This window comes from Paenibacillus vietnamensis, assembly GCF_020169515.1.
Taxonomy (GTDB): Bacteria; Bacillota; Bacilli; order Paenibacillales; family Paenibacillaceae; genus Pristimantibacillus; species Pristimantibacillus vietnamensis.
This window is the reverse complement of the sequence record NZ_JAHMHW010000001.1, coordinates 433,716-449,582: the sequence shown is the minus strand read 5'-3', so window position 1 is coordinate 449,582 and position 15,867 is coordinate 433,716. Positions and strand designations below refer to the sequence as shown.

14 protein-coding genes are annotated in these 15,867 nt (G+C 47.9%); 3 read left to right on the top strand and 11 right to left on the bottom strand.

What is annotated here, in order from left to right:
• Nucleotides 1-53: 53 nt before the first annotated feature.
• The 7 genes from KP806_RS01800 to KP806_RS01770 all read right to left on the bottom strand — a co-directional run bounded on the left by KP806_RS01800 (nt 54) and on the right by KP806_RS01770 (nt 7,944).
• Complete coding sequence (locus tag KP806_RS01800; protein ID WP_224721836.1) at nt 54-1,727, bottom strand: extracellular solute-binding protein; 1,674 nt, start codon at nt 1,725-1,727, stop codon at nt 54-56.
• A gap of 135 nt (nt 1,728-1,862) precedes the next feature.
• Nucleotides 1,863-2,771, bottom strand: a complete 909-nt coding sequence (locus tag KP806_RS01795; RefSeq protein ID WP_224721835.1) for a carbohydrate ABC transporter permease — start codon at nt 2,769-2,771, stop codon at nt 1,863-1,865.
• 16 nt (nt 2,772-2,787) lie between these two features.
• A complete protein-coding gene (locus KP806_RS01790; protein ID WP_224722409.1) occupies nt 2,788-3,726 on the bottom strand; it encodes an ABC transporter permease in 939 nt (312 codons plus the stop codon).
• Nucleotides 3,727-4,090: 364 nt separating this feature from the next.
• Nucleotides 4,091-4,291: a hypothetical protein gene (locus KP806_RS01785; protein WP_224721834.1), complete on the bottom strand. Its 201-nt coding sequence runs from the start codon at nt 4,289-4,291 to the stop codon at nt 4,091-4,093.
• Nucleotides 4,288-5,382, bottom strand: a complete 1,095-nt coding sequence (locus tag KP806_RS01780) for a GerAB/ArcD/ProY family transporter (RefSeq protein ID WP_263575525.1) — start codon at nt 5,380-5,382, stop codon at nt 4,288-4,290. Before KP806_RS01780 ends, KP806_RS01785 begins: the two co-directional genes overlap by 4 nt.
• Before the next feature lie 10 nt (nt 5,383-5,392).
• Nucleotides 5,393-6,508, bottom strand: a complete 1,116-nt coding sequence (locus KP806_RS01775; RefSeq protein ID WP_224721833.1) for a Ger(x)C family spore germination protein — start codon at nt 6,506-6,508, stop codon at nt 5,393-5,395.
• A 23-nt stretch (nt 6,509-6,531) separates the two neighbouring features.
• Nucleotides 6,532-7,944, bottom strand: a complete 1,413-nt coding sequence (locus KP806_RS01770) for a spore germination protein (protein ID WP_224721832.1) — start codon at nt 7,942-7,944, stop codon at nt 6,532-6,534.
• Between the two features lie 252 nt (nt 7,945-8,196).
• Between KP806_RS01770 and KP806_RS01765 the strand changes: the two genes are divergently transcribed.
• Nucleotides 8,197-8,823 (top strand): FMN-dependent NADH-azoreductase, encoded by a 627-nt coding sequence (locus tag KP806_RS01765; protein WP_224721831.1) that lies wholly within the window; start codon nt 8,197-8,199, stop codon nt 8,821-8,823.
• A gap of 53 nt (nt 8,824-8,876) precedes the next feature.
• Here the strand turns inward: KP806_RS01765 and KP806_RS01760 are convergent, their stop codons facing one another.
• Entirely contained in the window at nt 8,877-9,236 is a 360-nt protein-coding gene (locus tag KP806_RS01760; protein ID WP_224721830.1) for a winged helix-turn-helix transcriptional regulator, read from the bottom strand.
• 127 nt (nt 9,237-9,363) lie between these two features.
• Here KP806_RS01760 and KP806_RS01755 point away from each other — a divergent pair, with 127 nt between their 5' ends.
• Both KP806_RS01755 and KP806_RS01750 read left to right on the top strand, forming a co-directional pair.
• Nucleotides 9,364-9,738, top strand: coding sequence for a DoxX family protein (locus KP806_RS01755; protein ID WP_224721829.1), 375 nt, complete (start codon nt 9,364-9,366; stop codon nt 9,736-9,738).
• A 27-nt stretch (nt 9,739-9,765) separates the two neighbouring features.
• Nucleotides 9,766-10,845 (top strand): LLM class flavin-dependent oxidoreductase, encoded by a 1,080-nt coding sequence (locus KP806_RS01750; protein WP_224721828.1) that lies wholly within the window; start codon nt 9,766-9,768, stop codon nt 10,843-10,845.
• Between the two features lie 135 nt (nt 10,846-10,980).
• Here the strand turns inward: KP806_RS01750 and KP806_RS01745 are convergent, their stop codons facing one another.
• The 3 genes from KP806_RS01745 to kdpC all read right to left on the bottom strand — a co-directional run bounded on the left by KP806_RS01745 (nt 10,981) and on the right by kdpC (nt 15,849).
• Nucleotides 10,981-12,642, bottom strand: a complete 1,662-nt coding sequence (locus KP806_RS01745; RefSeq protein ID WP_224721827.1) for a pectate lyase family protein — start codon at nt 12,640-12,642, stop codon at nt 10,981-10,983.
• Between the two features lie 182 nt (nt 12,643-12,824).
• Nucleotides 12,825-15,164 (bottom strand): universal stress protein, encoded by a 2,340-nt coding sequence (locus KP806_RS01740; protein ID WP_224721826.1) that lies wholly within the window; start codon nt 15,162-15,164, stop codon nt 12,825-12,827.
• A gap of 79 nt (nt 15,165-15,243) precedes the next feature.
• Nucleotides 15,244-15,849 (bottom strand): potassium-transporting ATPase subunit KdpC, encoded by a 606-nt coding sequence (kdpC, locus tag KP806_RS01735; RefSeq protein ID WP_397376355.1) that lies wholly within the window; start codon nt 15,847-15,849, stop codon nt 15,244-15,246.
• Between the last annotated feature and the right edge of the window lie 18 nt (nt 15,850-15,867).

Sequence of the window (15,867 nt, the reverse complement as noted above, 5' to 3'; positions counted from 1 at the left end):
CCTCGCGATTCAATAAATCGGGCGCTTCATCAGAAGCGCCCGATTTCGACTTTTTAGGATTTCACCGACGCATCATAAGCGGATTGCAGGATTTCAAGGTAGCGCTCCAGCTTCAGGTCTTTCAAGCCTTGCACGTAGCTATCCCAGTCTTTGTCCAGATCTTTGTTGCCCGTCACGAATTGAAGCGCGCTTTGCTCGATATAATTGCGGATGTTCGTCTGCAGCATACTCATCTCGTCGCTTTGCGCCGGATCTACCCAGATCGACCAGAACGGGAACAGCTCCTTCGGCTCGCTGCCTTCGTACAATTTCGTCGCTTCGTACAGCTTGCGCTCATAGTTAGCCGGATCGTTAATGTCCGTTCCTTGTACCCAGCTGTCGCGATACTCCTTCGGCATATAGAAGTGACCCATGCCGGACCAGCCCGCGTTTCTCGGCTCCTCGCCTTCGGCAGACGGAATCGTTTTGACCATTGGCTGAACGCCTTCGCCTAGCGCTTTATCGCCTGGCGCCGGATCTTCCCAATCGATGCCCTTCATACCGCTTCCTGCGTTCGTTTGTCCTTCAGGCGTAAACATATAGTCTACCAGCTTGATCAGAGCGATCTGTGCCTGTTCGCTCGCCTTGTTCGTGATGACGAATTTTGCGCCAGGCGATACGCCGCCGTTGTCATGCGTTGCGAATGAGCCGTGCGGCCCTTGAAGCGGCGGTACCGGATTATATTTAGGAAAACGCGGACCGGCCATATCGATAAAGATAGCCGGGTGCATGCCTGCGGCTGCGCCCAAAATTTCAGCATCCGCGTTTTCGCCGATTTTTCTCAACGCTTCGGCGTTTTGCGTAAACGCGCCCGGATCGATCAATCCTTCGTCATACAGCGATTTGGCGTAGGCGAGGCCTTCTTTCCATTCCGGTTTGATGGCCGCGGACTCTACCTTTCCATTCGTCATGTTCAAATAGTTTCTGTCGTCATTGTAAACAAAACCGTTCATAAGGAATGGAAGGACGCGCACGCCGAATTCTTCCGTTGAACCGCTCAGCGCGACTTCGTCCAGCTTTCCGTTGCCGTTCGGATCCTGCGTTTTAAATGCTTTCAGAACATTTTTGAACTCTTCCGGCGTTTTCGGCATTTCGAGATTCAGCCTCTCCAGCCAATCGGTGTTGATCCACATTTTGCTCGGATAGGAGCAGTGGAAGCATTGTGTATAAGCTACCAGTCCGTAAATATTGCCGTCCGGAGCCGTATTCAGTATTTTCAGATCTTCATTGGACTCCATAGCTGCTTTAATATTCGGCGCATACTTATCAATGAGATCGTTTAATGGAACGATGACGCCTTGCTTGCCGAATTTCAACAAGTCGGCTTGCGAGAATTGATCGACATAATGAGTCAGAATGTACGCATCCGGATAATCTCCGCTCGCGAGGGAAATCTGGCGTTTTTCTTTCGCGCCGTCTCCAGGTATCACTTCAAAATTGAATTTAATATTGAACATGTCTTCTACATGTTTCGTAAATTTGTTCGTGGCGAGGTCAATGCTCGGATCCTGCACGGCAAACACATTGAGCTCTACCGGCTTAGACGGGGTATCCGCTGCCGATCCGGCCGCGCTGCCATCCGGCGATGCGTTATCCGGAGCGGAATTTCCGTTATTACCCGAGCAGGCGGAAAGTGCCAGGACCAGCACGAGAATGAGCGACATCAAGCTCCAGCTTAATTTTTTCATTTTAATTTGCTCCCCTTTACAAACACAGTTATTGTTCAGCTTCTTTGCTCAGACTTACCTGAGAGAGATTTGGATTTTCGCAGACGTTTACATTTTCCTCACCTCCTTATTCCGAATGTCCGGAGCCGCCGGCTATCAGCCTTTGACTGAGCCGACGAGCATCCCTTGGACAAAATAGCGCTGCACGAAAGGATAAATAATCAGCACCGGCAAAGTAGCTACGACGATCAGCGAATATTTGAGCAGCTCCGCCAGCTGAGCCCGCTGTACCTGAACGCTTATATCCATGGCACCCCCGCTGTTGTTCTGAATGATGATGCTCCTTAGCACAAGCTGAAGCGGATACAGGTTATCGGATTTCAAATAAATGAGCGCATCGAAATACGAATTCCATTGCCCTACGGCGTACATCAGGACCAGCACGGCCAGGATCGGCTTCGACAAGGGAATCACGACGCTGCGAAGAAAACGCCAATCGCTGCACCCGTCGATTTCACTCGCTTCGACCAGCTCGCCGGGAATCGTCGATTGGAAAAAGGAGCGCGCGATGATGACCTGCCACACCCAGATCGCGTTCGGTATGAGCAAAGCCAGGCGGGAATCGATCATACCCAGCTCTTTCACGACCAGGTAAGTCGGAATGAGTCCGCCGCTGAACAGCATCGTAAACATAACCAGCATCAGAATGCCCTGACGGCCAAAAAACGTTTTTCTTGAAAGCGGATAGGCCAGCATGACCGTCAGCGTTACGCTGATGACCGTTCCCGCCGCCATGTAGATCAAGGAATTGCCGTAACCGGTCATAATAAGCGGCGTTTTGAATATCGTCTGAAAGCCGCGAAACGAAATGTCCACCGGCCAGAGCCAGACCTTTCCGGATACGACAGCCGCCGGGCTGCTGATCGAGCTGCTGACAATGTAAATCAGCGGATACAAGACAGCAACGAGCACCAGGCTCAAAATCACATAGATCGCAAATATTAAAATTTTGTCGCCGGCTGACTCCTGTATTTTTCGTTTGGGTACCGTCGATGAAATAGCCATATATAATCCCCCTAGCCTACCAGATGCTGTTATTCGATATTCGTTTCGCGAAGCTGTTCACCGCAACCAGAAGAATAAGATTGATTACGGAATTCAACAAGCCGACTGCCGTAGCAAAGCTGTAATTGGCATTAAGCAGTCCCATGCTGTATACGTAAGTGGCGATGACCTCCGACTTAGGCAGGTTCAGCGAGTTTTGCAGCAAATAAATTTTCTCGAAGCCGATCGACATAATGTTGCCTACGTTCAGAATGAGAATGATCGTGATGGTCGGCAGAATACCGGGCAAATCGACATGCCAGATTTTCTGAAAGCGCGACGCTCCGTCCACCTTGGCAGCCTCGTACAGCGTCGGATCGATGCCGGCAAGTGCCGCCAAATAGATAACCGCTGCGTATCCGGCCGTCTGCCAAATGTCCGACCATACATAAATCGAACGGAACATATCCGGCTCGCCCAGAAAGTTAACCGGCTCGAGCCCGATAGATTGGAGCGCGATATTCACAAAACCAAGCCGCGGCGCCAAAAACAGCATAATCATAGATACCATCACGACCGTGGAAATAAAATACGGCGCGAAAGTGACCAGCTGAATGAACCGCTTGAAACGGCCGTTTCGTATCTCGTTCAGCATGAGCGCGAGCAGAATCGGAATCGGAAAACCCGCCAGCAGCTGATAGAAGCTAAGAAGCAGCGTGTTTTTGACCAGCGTCCAGAAAATCGGATTTTCGAAAAACATTCTAAAATACTTTAGCCCGACCCACGGGCTGCCCCATATCCCCGCCACAACGTTGTAATCCTTAAAGGCCAAAACCGCATTAACCATCGGGACGTATTTAAAAATCAGGAAAAACAGCAGCGGCGGAATAACGAGCAAATAGAGCTGCCAATGTGAGCGCAAGCTTTTGGCCGCTTGCCTGCCATACCCATTTTTGATCGAATACATGTGCTTCATCGATTGATCTTTTCTTGTTGTTTGCTGCAGCAGAACGATCCCTCCTCTTATTTTTGTGGCGACGCTTCCTTTCAAACGATTCCTATCCAACTTTATCCAGCGTGGCAATTGGCGGATTTCGATCGAACAATCTTCCCTTCAACAACTGGCTGCCGATGTTTGTTAGCGCTTTCCACATCCCTGATGATAATTGAATTCTGCGGCCTTCAGGAAGGTACATTTGGGTCTTTCACCGTACAGAATCCCTGTTTTGGAGGGGTCAATTCCTTGTAAAACGTACATTTGTACGGTGTCGGGATACGAAAAAGTAAAAGAGTCAGGTAAATTTGATTTATACCTGACTCTTTCATTATTTTTATCAATTTTAAAACATGCTTTCGATTATCCCGGCAATCGCCTTGTTCAAATCGAGAGGTTTTTGTAAGATAATGCTGCCCCATAATACGAGACCGATACAGGTAATCGTGACGAAAGCCCATATTTCCTTCGATAGTAAACGTTGACGCCGCATGATCACGAGCCCCATCGCTAAGAATAAGGTGAAAATCCCCAAAAGGCCGATCACGCTGTACGTCCCTCCTTCCCTAAACCGCGTATCCAAGTCATTATAAGCAGCAGCAATGGAAAGCCGATGCCGAACGGGGTGTAGTAAATAAACAAATAATCGCGAACCCATTTTGCATTTTCGGCAATGTTCGGAAACAATAACGCATATGCAGAAATTACCCACACCAAGGGGTAAGCGACGGCTGCCCGGTTACGGATAGAGAAAAGCTGGCAAATCGCGGTAACGGCAAAATAATAAACTGCGCTTAATTTCACGAATATTAGTAACAGGGCGTTTACCGACAGGATGGATTCAAAGTGCTCCATAAAATTGGAGAACTCCATTTCGCGGAATATCGTATACTCCGGATAAAGAAGATGGGAAGATCGATACACACCCAAAATCCCGATCACAAAGAAAACGGATAAAGCGAGTTGAAGGCCCGCAAATGCCGTTCCACCCAGAAACGCTGTATTAAGTTTTCTGCGCACCAATGGAAATATCATCATAAAGGATATTGTCTCCATAAAGGGAAATCCGAGGGCGTATTTGGTTTCCGCTATTGTCGGCCATAAACGAAAATCGTCCGGAATGTGAAAATTCCGCCAATCCCATTCGGTCAACATGACCGTATACGGAATCCAGAAAGCAATAAAGGTATAGGGCATAACGAAAATGCTGACGAGTGAAATGGCTCGAATCCCTTTGACTGCCGCGTAAGCGCAAACGCCAAGGGCCATTAGATGAAATATCGTGGGCGGTGTTCTCGGCATCATCGTCACATGCATATAATCGCTGATATTCCTTGTAACCCATGCTGCTATCTGTACGAATAAGACGATATAACAGAGAGAAACAAATCCGCCCATGTATTTACCCAAAACCTTGCTGGCAATTTGAACAAGCGAAAGCCCGGGATGCTGCTTCGAAATGTAAATCCATAAGGATCCGATTGCGACCCCGAACACCAAACTCCATACATGAACCAGCCATCCAAACTGCTTTGCATCGGAAATCGTGGCGGTTGGCAGCATGATAAAAGTTGTCCCCACTGTAAAACATGTAACGATACAAAACATTTGAAGCGCACTTAACGGTTTGTTCTCCAATGTAAATCTCCTACTCGTATGGTGTGATCGTGTTTCCTAAGAACCTTACTTTAGAATGAATATCGAATTTCACTTGAATAGCCTTCCAGTTGCCGCGGCCTTGTTTTGTATCTCCGATTCCAAGCAAATCCCAATTTTTCTCTTGAGTAAGACGGACAAACCTTTCGCCCTTCTCTTTGTAGAATAAATCAAAGGCTTGTTCCAGTTCTCTAATATTTTGAACGCTCACCCTTCGATTCTGCTCGTTGTTTAAGATGCCCAACCTCGCTTCCAGTTGAATAATCAATCCATTGTCCGTTTCCCGCTTCCGCTTGACTTTGATACCCGTTACCTCCACGTCAACTGTTTCTCCGTTTACTTTGACTGTTTCCGTGATGCGTGTCGCAAACCCATTCAAAACATAATAAAAATTCTTTATTTCATTATTTACTTTCCCGACCATCTTCGCCTTGTAAATTACGGCCCCACCGGATAACTTTAAGGTCTCCTTTGTAGCATTAATATCATCCAATTGATCCGCTTTTGAAGAAGCGCGGTCTCCCGTATACTGAATGAGTGGAATGATACTCGGCCTGCTGAAAGGGATTCCTGATACAATATCCTTCATTCGTATAGGCAGCTTGTTAATTCCAAAGTTTCTTGCATGCCAATCCAGCAGTAGGCGAATGTTTCTTCCCGGGACTCGATCTAATACGGTGAATGAATTCATTACCGTGGAAACAGGTTTCTCCGTGACGACGGTATAAACATTTGTTCGACGTTCCGGATCGTTTTCCAAAAAATTAACGTAATTTTGTAATCCCTTTCTTGCACTTCGCTCCGAGATAACATAACACTGCATGTGCGATGTATATAATTTTCTTGCCATCACCATCCCGGTCTGTTCTGAAATACGTCCTATAGTCGGTGATGAAACTTCATAGGTATATATCGCCGCCTTTGACGGTCCGCTTCTGCGTGCCTCGATGCTTGGCGGATTTAGTACCTGAAAATAAACATGGAACTTTCCGTTTTCATCCTGGTCCATTGCAATCGTATCGACGAGGGCTAATTGATTGATTTCTTTCAAATCCCAACATCCCGGACAAATCCCTAGTATGCATAACGCGAATATAAGCCTTCTCATGGGAGCTCCTTTGCGTGGTTTCCTCATTTCTGATTTTGTTTCATGAAAGGCCGGGGAATACGGATAAAGGTGTCTGTCCACTTCCTCAGCCTTAAGGGCGCCAGAGGCGCAAAGTAAGGAAAGCCGAAGGGTTCGAGCGATACCAAGTGTACCAAGAGAAAGAAAACGCCGCACATGACTCCGAAAAAGCCCAGTATCCCGGCCAAAACCATAAAGGCAAACTGAATGATCCGTTGGGCGATGCCGAAACCGTAAGACGGAGCGACAAAGTTTGAGATGGCCGTCAGCGACACCACGATAACCATTGCTGCCGAAATGAGGCCCGCCTCTACCGCGGCTTGTCCCAGAACCAATGCCCCGACGATCGAAATCGCTTGACCTGCAATTCGAGGCATTCGCAGTCCCGCTTCCCGCATGATTTCGAACACGATTAGCATGCCGAATGCTTCAACAAAACCGGGAAATGGCACTCCTTCCCGTTGCGACGCAAGGTTAGCCAACATGGATGATGGGAGCAGCTCCTGGTGGTAACTCGCTACAGAAATATACAAGGCAGGCGTAAAAACGGAAATTAAAAAAGCAAGCATTCGAAGCAAGCGCATTAATGTGGCAATGTCTGCCCGCTGGTAATAATCTTCGGGCGCAGAAAACATCTGAAAAAAAGTGGCCGGACCAACCAGAACGATAGGTGTGCCGTCCGTAATGACAGCAGCTTGTCCCTCCAGCAATTTTGCAGCGATGGCATCGGGTCTTTCCGAAGCCGCGAATTGCGGAAAAGGAGTCATGGCTTTGTCTTGGATATATTCTTCAATATAGGCACTTTCAAGAATGCTATCCGTTTGAATCGCTTCCAATCTTGTACGGAATTCGTTAATTAAGCCTTGTTGAGCGATTCCGCGCATGTATAATAAGCAAACCGTTGTATGGCTTTCCGTACCGATCGTCATTTTCTCGATAACCAAATTCTCATTTTTTAATCGTTTGCGAATCAGAGAAATATTGCGCGACCAATCCTCCACAAAACCTTCGCGCGGTCCTCTTACTACGGCCTCTATTTCAGGTTCGGCCACGCTGCGCTGCTCTTGCCTGCGAACCTCTAAGGATACTGCGGCCATTCCCGGCGGGATAACGAGACATTGGCCATCTAACAATTCTTTCATGCAGGCTTCCGGCCCAATCACTTTCTTGACCTCAGCTTGTTTAAACGCTGACAACAACCATTCAATAGGCTCCTGATCATATTCTTGCAGTCGATGCGGCGAAACAATTTCGGAGATAACCAGCTCATCTACTAACATTTTGTTTGCTAATGTAGACAAATATAAGCAGGTGACTTCCCATCGATCTTGTACGATATACGTTTTCATGACAAGATCGGGACTGCCGCTCATTTTTGCCTCAATCATTTTAGGTATATTTTGTAATGGCAAGTCCAAATAAAGCACCCCTTTTTTTCTAGAGGATTCCCTTCGCGCCAAATATTCATTCGGGGTTACTTCTTTGTTACCTGGGCATAAAAATGTAACTACTTCTCAAAAAACGAATTCAACTGCATAATGGCGTATGAAGATGCTGAAATACGAAGCGTCTAAACGGTAAGCTCAACGGGCTCGGAATCGCTTTACGACCTGTCCGGAAAGGTCGGCATCGATTCATCGGCTTGAATTCATTTGAGAGGAAAATTCATCATGGCAAACGTATTATTTATAAAATCAAACGACCGCCCTTCAGATGCGGCGATCAGCAATCAGATGTACGACACCTTTTTGGCCAGTTATAAAGAAGTAAATCCAAACGATATCATTACGGAACTGGATCTCTACAGCCTTGACCTTCCCTATTATGGAAACTCGGCGCTTACCGGTCTCTATAAGGAATCAAAAGGTATCGATCCGACGCCGGAAGAGAAAACAGCCGCTTCGAATGTTCAATTTTATTTGGATCAGTTTCTCTCGTCGGATAAAATCGTCTTTGCTTTCCCGATGTGGAACTTTACGGTACCGGCTCCGCTCATCACCTATATTTCTTATCTTACACAGCCTGGAAAAACCTTCAAATATACCGCGGAAGGCGTGGTCGGTCTGGCCGGAGACAAAAAAGTTGCTTTACTGACCGCACGCGGGGGTGACTATTCGCTGGAGCCGATGGAACCGATGGAAATGGCATTAAGATATATGAAAACGATTCTTGGATTTTGGGGAATTCAACCCTCTGAGGTCGTTGTGATTGAAGGGCATGCTCAGTACGGAGATCGTGCATCGGAAATTATCGAGAGCGGCTTGAAGGAAACTGCTGCAGCCGGAGTAAATTTCTAAAACGAAACTAAAAATGCAGCCGATCTCTCCAAGGATAGCGGCTGCATTTTATTTTATTCCATTACGTTGTTCGTTACCTGGCTATTCCTGTTTAATTGCATATACTTGACATGGTCGCTTCCCCACTTATGCATTAGCTCTAATATGGGCTCCAAGGTTTTGCCGTATTCGGTCATCGAATACTCCACCTTGGGAGGAACGACCGGATAGACGACTCGCCGGATAATGTGCTGCTCCTCCAATTCCCGCAATTGTGAGGTCAGCATCTTCTTCGTAATGCTGGGGATCCCTTTCTGCAATTCGCTAAATCGTTTGGTCCCGTGAAAAAGAAAATACAGAATGGAAAGCTTCCATCTACCGACTAGAACTTCTAGTGCCGGTTCAACCCTGCAGGAATCCAATTCGGATTTCATTGTAAGCTCGCTCCTTCCATGGTATCGCGAAGGATACTACGACACAAATTAGTGCCTACTTCCTATATTGATACCTTATTGACATACTAATACTTGCAGAAACAAAAAACAAGAAGGAGGTTTCATAATGTACATTCTTTCCATATTTATTCAAATTCTGCTGATACTTGTGTTCGCCATGACTGGCGGAAGCATGCTCGTCGGGGCTGTATTTCAAGTAGAAGCGTTCAAGTATCTTGGTCTGCCGCAGTGGTTCCGAAGCGTCACGGCCATCGTTCAATTCGCAGGGGTCGCAGGACTTATTATCGGCTTCTGGTTTCCAGGAGCGGCCGCGTGGGCCGGAGTATGGCTCAGCGTTACGATGCTGGTGGCATTCCTTGCGCATTTAAAGGCCGGTGACCCGATTGGAAAAGCAATTCCAGCCTTCGTACTTGCCATCATATCCATCATCCTTATATTCATTCATTTGGACGGATTGCTACATCCTTTCTCAACGTACTAAAAATTTTAGAAAAAAGCAGGTGTTCAAATGATTTATCCATCAAAAAAATTAGAAAGCGAACCACCCCGCTTTGAGATCGGTCTATATACGTTCGGGGATTTGGTTCCCCATCCGCATGGAGGCGCAGCGGTAAGCGCCCGGCAGCGGCTCCGGGAAATCATCGATGCCGCCAAGCTTGCCGAAGAAGCAGGGCTTGACATCTTCGGCGTCGGCGAGCATCACACGTTGGAATTTGCGGTATCCTCCACTCCGGTAGTACTTGCCGCCATCGCTCAAGCAACCGATAAAATCAGGTTGACCAGCGCGACCACGGTACTGAGCACAGTAGATCCGGTACGGCTGTTCGAGGATTTTGCCACTGTAGATTTGCTGTCCGGGGGACGTGCCGAAATGATTGCTGGGCGCGGAGCGTTCGTGGACTCCTTCCCGCTGTTCGGCTATGATCTCGATGATTATCAGAACCTGTTCGCAGAAAAAATAGATCTGCTCATGAAGCTCGGCAAGAGGGAGAGGATCACATGGAGCGGGCGGTTCCGCAGCCCTTTAAACAACCTGGAAATCGCTCCGCGCCCTGCCCAATCCGAATTGCCGGTATGGATCGGCGTCGGAGGAACCGCGGAAAGCGCCGTAAATGCAGGCCGGCTCGGCCTCGGCATGAATCTTGCTCTTCTCGGTGGGGCGCCTGAGCGGGCGAAGCACCTTGTCGATTTGTATCGGCAAGCCGGCGAACAAGCCGGGCATGATCCGTCCCAACTTAGGGTAGCCGTCTCTAGCCACGGCTATGTAGCAGAAACCTCCGAGCAGGCACTGAACGGATATTATCCGTTTTACAGCAGTTATTTGGAACAATTTATGGGTCGGCGTACGGGAAGGGGAAGAATGTCTCCCGCTGAATTTGAGCAATTAGCCGATCCGACAACTGTACTTGCCGTAGGCAGCCCCCAGCAAGTGATAGAGAAAATCTTGCATCAGCATGAGTTGTTCAGGCATAACCGGTTCATGATGCAGATCGATATCGGCGGGATGCCTTACACTACAGTTGCGAAGGCGATTGAATTGCTTGCTGCCAAAGTTGCTCCAGGTGTGCGGCGTGTACTAGCCCGTTGACAATCTCGTCCGATTAGACTCCGTCTAGAAATTAAAATACGACTGGTCCGAAGTACCGGTTGCGCGAGCGAGAATGCATAGAGGAAGACCCCGCGTTCCTGTTTCAGCGGGGTCTTTGTATTATCATTTTAAGAATTAATAAATATAGTTCGTTTTTAACCAGTCAGCAGCACTGAAATCCACCTTTTTCGATATGCCGGCGTATTTTGCTACTGTCGGTACTACGCTGTTTAGCGGAACGGTTTTATACGCATAAGGCAATTGCTCATTGTAATCATAGGTGAAAGTAAACGGTGTGCTTGGCGGGTTCGTTTTACTCATAAATTCGACTCCGACGATATGTGAAGACCAGGCCCAATTACCGATCGATGATTTGTCATACCACTTGAAGCCCTTGGTAAACAAATTATCGCCATTATTATCCCAGCTGCTTCCTATATAAGTTCCGCTGCTATTTGTTACTTTTGAATTTACAATCAAACTATGGTTAATCGCATCTTTAAATAACTCACTAAAAGGTGCACTCATATTTCCTGTATCGTCACCTTGACGTTCCGCACCGATCAGCGGTTCCTTAATCGCATTATAAACATTTGTATCTGCTGCTATCGAAGCGCCATTTCTTGCATTCACTCCGCGCGCTAATGTATCACCGCCATATTTTGAGATCGCGTATACACTGTCCATTACATTCTGATGCGTCGAATTATCAAAATAATTATTAAATAAATGGCCGGTTCCTTGACGAATCATCGGCAAACGTTGTCCAACATTCGTATAACGATTATACGCCATGGTCAATCGAAGCCTTTGATTTCCATCCTTGACCTCAACTCCGGCAGGACTAATATAATTCGTATAATCCTTATCGCCGGAGCCTACCAAATGAACTTTAGAGTGATAGGCAGCATAAGCCATAATCTGATTTTTGGTAGCGCCCTCGTTACGCATTTTGTAGTAAACGCTGGTTGCCGGATCCAATTCGCCTGCTGTATATTTTTGCTCCATAAATTCGATGGACTGATAAATCGAACTGCCCTCATCCGGATTTTCAGTTGCTTCTAATCCGAATTCATTCCAAGAAAACGTTACATTGGATGCACCGTTTTCCATGTCAATCATTCCATCTGCCGCTATAGAAAACGTACAGTGGTCTATCCATACATGGTTAGCGCCATTCACCTTGATAAAAGACCAGCCTACCTCTTTATGCTTTCCCGAGTCGTCCCATTGCCACATTTCATCAAATTTGAGATTCCTTATGACAATGTCGTTAGATGAACCCTGCAGTTTTATTTCCGCATGCTTGATGGTCTTGCCTGATGCTGAGAAGATGGTTAACCCGTCTACATTTGAAATGTTTAATTTGGATACTCCGGAAGCGATTAACAGCGGATTCGTGAATCCGTTTGCCGGTTTCGGGTAATTTGTAATGAAGCTATACTGTGATCTTTCAGTCGAATCCAGAGCTAATTCAGTCCAGCCTAAGTCAATATGATCCGTAACTTCAATGACTTTAACCGTACCGTTACCCGCATCCAGAATGGCCTGTAAAAACTCTCTTCCATTACTAACTGTACGATAATAAGAGGTTCCCACATAACTGCTTCTATCCTTTACTCCTATAGAAGCGTAGCCGGGAACGGATAAAAAGCTGGTATTATAGCTCTGTTCAACCTTAGTCGTATTAGGTATTGAGGAAATCACTGCTGCCTCTGCTTTACTTCCTGCACCAATATATGATGAAGTCACCAATAGACTTCCCATCACCAAGCTGCTTAAGACCATTTTCATCATTTTAAAATCCCTCCTTTAAGAGTACCTGCACCAAAAGCAATCCCGCTATGTATCGCCTATTATCATCGTCGCCTCCTTCCCTTTAAAAGCGCTTCCAATTTACTAAAATTTTAGCATGGTACATGACATTGAATCTATGGGTGTAATCACTCATCCTGTACATCGGGCATCATACAGCTTTTCTATCCTCCATCCATCATAACTTGAGGATCGTAGTGAGCCACCACCAACACATCTGTGTCACGCGTCAATCGAAGCAGCTTCGAGACAACAGCCCCCCTCCTCAATCGCTCCCGCCAAGAGCGCTTCGATTGGCCAATAATGATTTGAGAAGCCTGATATTCCTTTGCCTTGGAACGAAGCACCACCGCAATATCCCGGTTTTTTTTGCCCATCGCAACTTCAAACTTGCCGCCCAATCGCTCCGTCAATGTTTCCAATGCCTCGATTCTCCGTTTTTCCTCCTCGCCCAGACGGGGCTGTCCGTGGTTGCATACATACGTTACGACCCACGGCGCTTTCAACCGAAAAGCAATGCGAAATCCGCGGCGGATTAGCCGTTCCGCATTCGGACCAATATTAACGCATACAAAAATCATTTCTTGCCTCCGCAAAGGACCGCGAAGCGAGGAGCGCCTCTCCCAAGCTTCTAATCGTTCGTCAACATCATCTGCAATTTCCCGCAGCGCCAGCTCGCGAAGAGCAATCAGATTGCCGGTTTTGAAAAAGTGGTTAAGCGCCTGCTCCACTTTTTCCATTGCATACACCCTGCCTTCTCTCATTCGTTGCTGCAGCGTCTGAGGAGTCACATCGATCAATTCCACTTCGTCTGCCAAACGCAGAATCGCATCCGGAACCGTCTCCCGAACCCGAATGCCGGTGATCTGTTCGACAGCATCGTTGAGGCTTTCCAAGTGCTGCACGTTGACGGTAGAAATGACGGATATGCCCGCATCGAGAATTTCCAAAACGTCTTCATATCTTTTTTTAAACCTGCTGCCAGGCATATTCGTATGGGCCAGCTCATCGATGAGAACGACCTCCGGATTTCTCCGGATAATTGCCTCCGTATCCATCTCCTTCAGCTCGGTACCCCGGTAAACAATTGCTCGTCGCTCAATAATCGACAGTTGCCCGACTTGATCCGCTGTTTCACGCCGGCCATGTGTTTCCAGCAGCCCGACGACGACATCGATCCCCTTCTTTAACAGGTGATTGCCTTCCCGCAGCATCGTGTATGTCTTTCCCACACCGGGTGCCGCTCCAATATACACCTTGAATTTGCCCCTGCGAATTTTACCGATTTTTTGTTCCACTTCCGGGGAAGTGAGCCTGCGGTACAAGTCGCTTGCAACGGGTGCGACGATTTTGGCCGGCAAAATGCGTTCCCCTTCATGCTCAGCTCGGTCAGCGACAAGAAAAATATCGATGTTTTTCGTTTTTCCCAAAATATCGTTTACAATAGAGCCTTGCCATATTTCCTGCCAGCGCGATTGCTTGGAATGCCCCATCACGATGCGTGTGACGTTATATCCCAGTGCGTATCGGACCAGCTTGCCTGACAAAGTACGGCGAGATATAAAAGGCTGTTCCTGGAATACTCCGCCAATTTTATCCACAAGCTGAATGATCGATCGCTTGAACGCTTTGGCTTCCTTCGTCAGCGGCATCCTCCGATTAACGAACGCAACGACGAGTAAATCACCGCCCAGTCGTTTGGCAATCTGTTGCCCGCGGCGGATATAGATGGATGCGTTCCAGTGGTACTGTGCCGATACGAGAATGCGTTCGCTCGCCCCCGAAGGACCCAAGAGCCCGGCTTCCTCCCGATGCTTGTCGAGCGACTCATTAACCCCTTCGGCCACTAGCCTCAGCGCCAATTCGCGCAAAACCGCCAGATTGCCCCGTTTGAACACGACCGGATTCAAGCAACCCCTTAAATGACCATCGGCATACCGCTGCAGAATTGTTTCAGGTGAAACATCGATCAGCCGGACCTCATCGGCCAGCTCCAGCGCATTCGACGGGACCGTCTCCTTCGTATTTACGCCTGCGAACGTTTTTGCCAGTTCCGTGACACCTTCAAGCTCATATACATTGACGGTAGTAATCACGCTAATGCCTTGACCGAGCAGAAATTGGATATCGTCCCATCTCGTCGGAAAGCGTGAGCCTTCTCGATTTCGATGCGCCAAGCCGTCGACGAGCACCACCTCGGGATTACGATCAATCAAACCATCCAGATTCAAGTCCTTCTTCTCCACACTGTTTTCAAACCAGTGTATACTCGGCACACGTTCCAAGTCCCCAATCTGCTCGATTGTCTCCGGTCTTTGCCGGGTGGACACTGCGCAGATGACGACATCAATCCCCTGCTTCTTTAACGCCTGTCCTTCACGAAGCATATGATACGTCTTTCCAGACCCGCTAACGGCGCCGATAAGAATGTTAAGCTTGCCGCGTTTCAGCCGGGAAATGGAATATAACACTTCCTCCGGTGTCTTTCGCCGAAAACTGTTCATGATCCATACCACCTCCCCAAAACGGAAACGCAAATCGCCCCGTCCGCCAACATTTGCACGGACAGGGCCAGGTAAATCGTTATATCCCCAGCTTCTCTTTCAAAGCCAGATTCAGCTTCAGTACGTTAACTCGCTTCTCGCCAAATACCCCCAAATCGCGATTCTCCGTATACTCATTTACGAGCGACGCTAACTCGGCTTCCGAAAGCCCCGTAAGCTTACTAATTCGCGATATCTGCACCAGCGCCGATTGCGGTGTGATATGAGGATCCAATCCTGAGCCTGAGTTGGTTATGAGCGCGATCGGCAGCTTTTCGATAAGCACATCCGGATTTTCCTGCTGCCACTGGACGATGGACGCCTGCGTGCGCGCAATCATATCGGGATTGGAAGGCGCGTAGTTGTTGGAGCCGGACGCTTCCGCCTTGTAACCGATGCTCGACACACGCCCATGAAAATAACTCGGATCGGTGAATGATTGCCCGATTAATTCGGAGCCGATTAAGGTGCCATCCTTATCCCTTAACAAACTTCCGTTTGCCTGATGGGGAAACAAAAGCTGCGCAAGACCCGTACTGACGAGCGGATATACGATGCCGCAAAGAATAATGAATACCACACCTGCACGCAAGGCTATCCAGAATAACGCTCCGCCGGAGCGCCCCTCCTGTCCCTCATGAACCATTATACTCATAGCTAATTC